Source organism: Flavobacterium sp. (genome assembly GCF_041911335.1).
Classification (GTDB): domain Bacteria; phylum Bacteroidota; class Bacteroidia; order Flavobacteriales; family Flavobacteriaceae; genus Flavobacterium.
Window position 1 is genome coordinate 1 of sequence record NZ_JAYRPD010000044.1, and the last position, 1,987, is coordinate 1,987.

A 1,987-nucleotide genomic window follows, 5' to 3' on the forward strand; every position below is an offset into this window, starting at 1 on the left:
AGATTCTATATCCATTTGTTGATGAAGAATTCTAATAATCTCAATATTTTCTTCTTTAAGATTTATTTTGTAGAATATAAAATGAGATTTTACGCGTGAACGAAAATAAGCTTTTCTGATTTCATTATAAACTTCACCCGTTTTTGGATTTTTCGAAATATATTCGATTTCATCTATAATCAAATCAAAATAATAATCTGCCTGATCAATCGACCATTCTTCAAAAGTATAAAGCCAAATCTTTTCTAAATCAATTTCTGCTTGTTTACTAATTTTGTAATTCATTATTCGGCAGAATATTTTTGATGTAAATTTTGTTTGAATGTTTCTCGATTAAAACTTGCTGAAAATCCAGATTTCTCTCCTTTTTTAAGTTCTTTAATTAATTCAGACTTTTTAGTTTCCTCGTATTCAAACATTCTTAAAGCAGCTCTTATCACTTCGCTTGCAGAAGAGTATTTTCCATTTTTTATTTGTGAATTGATAAAATTGTCGAAATAATCGCCCAATAAAATCGAAGTGTTTTTTGCCATAACAATCTGATGTAAAATTCAAAATCAAATATACCAATTTTTGGTATTTAATCCAAATTTATTTACGCAATATTGGTTTAATCTGTTTGCAGATAAAGAAAAAGTACTGACGAATTGCGGGAATAAAGTGGACTTTAGTTCAATTTTAGAACAAACGTAGCCGATATTTTTTCCATGAAACTAAACTACTAAATAAGTGGAATGGAAAAATAGTGATGGAAAAATAGAAGAGGATTTTCAATTCCGTTGTAAACCCCACATTTTGCCAATACAAAACTATCTGCAGTGCGAATCTATCATTCAATCACAAAATCTAAAGTTAGTTCCGAATTTTCATTGTAATTTCGATGTCGCGGATTTGTAATACGATTATTTCTTCTTCAATTTCTCAATCAATTTTAAAAGTGCTTCTCTGTTTTTGGCCTTGTGGTAAATCTAGGGTAGTTTTTAATTATGTAAAAGAATTTATCTTTTCAATTCAACTGTTTGTATTTATGGAATTTGCCTCCCGCTTTTTTGACGATGTCAAACATTTTCTTTGATTTTACAGTTTCATTACTTTTTGGATTATTCTTCTTCCAAAACTCTAAATCCTCATATACATAATCCACAATATTCATCCCGTCGATTTCATCTACCACATCTAACGGATAACGATACACCGTAACTGCTCGTTCGAAAAAATCTAGATTTCCTGTTGCAACCGCAACTTTTAGCAGTGAGATTTCTTTTTTAGCAGTTCGAATAGTATCACAAACCAAGCAGCAGGAACACCGGGTAACATACAAGTGAATTTTTTCTATAAAGAAAATATCACCGTCGGCTTCATAATCGGCTTGGGCTAATCGGGCTAACTCTTCTTCGTATTCATAAGCATACATGGATTCATCTTCATCATCTACTGTTCTATTGTATTCTAAAGCTCCACATAAAACAGCATATCCAGTTTTTTTTGTTTTGCACTTAAATTCAGAATATGCAGCTTTTGGATTGGCTTTGGAAATTGGTGTTGCACTAGCCGTTATTTTGGCGGTGGTTACTATCCGAAATCCAGCACTGTAAATGGCACGATTCGTAGCTCTGTAATTGCGTTGGATGTTGGTGCTGTTGGTTTCAAAACTCATGCTGCTGCCTCCTTTAAGTACATGGTGTGTACCTTCAGCGATTTTACCCGCAATTGTTGTACCCACATACCAATCGCTGCACCATTCCCAGGCATTGCCCGTCATGTCAAAAAGCCCGAGTTCGTTGGGTTTCTTTTGTCCTACGGCTTGCATTTGGTAGTTGGCATTTTTGTAATACCACGCTACTTCGTTGATGTCGTTGCTACCGGCATAGGTGTAGCCTTTGGATTGTGTACCTCCGTTGGCTGCAAATTCCCATTCGGCTTCGGTGGGCAAGCGGTAAGTAACGCCCAAAGTTTTACTCAACCATTCGCAATAGGCAATCGCATC

3 protein-coding genes are annotated in these 1,987 nt (G+C 34.5%); all 3 read right to left on the bottom strand.

All coding sequences use genetic code 11. The features are described 5' to 3' along the window. The coding region (locus ACE3PD_RS06945) for a type II toxin-antitoxin system RelE/ParE family toxin (RefSeq protein WP_374400885.1) at nt 1–285 on the bottom strand (285 nt) is incomplete at its 3' end. Continuing rightward, nucleotides 285–533 carry a type II toxin-antitoxin system ParD family antitoxin gene (locus ACE3PD_RS06950; RefSeq protein ID WP_374400887.1) on the bottom strand — a complete coding sequence of 83 codons (249 nt, stop codon included), beginning with the start codon at nt 531–533 and terminating at the stop codon, nt 285–287. The genes ACE3PD_RS06945 and ACE3PD_RS06950, both read right to left, overlap by 1 nt. 473 nt (nt 534–1,006) lie before the next feature. After that, nucleotides 1,007–1,987, bottom strand: a 981-nt coding sequence (locus ACE3PD_RS06955; protein WP_374400889.1) for a formylglycine-generating enzyme family protein, incomplete at its 5' end; no start/stop codon positions are given.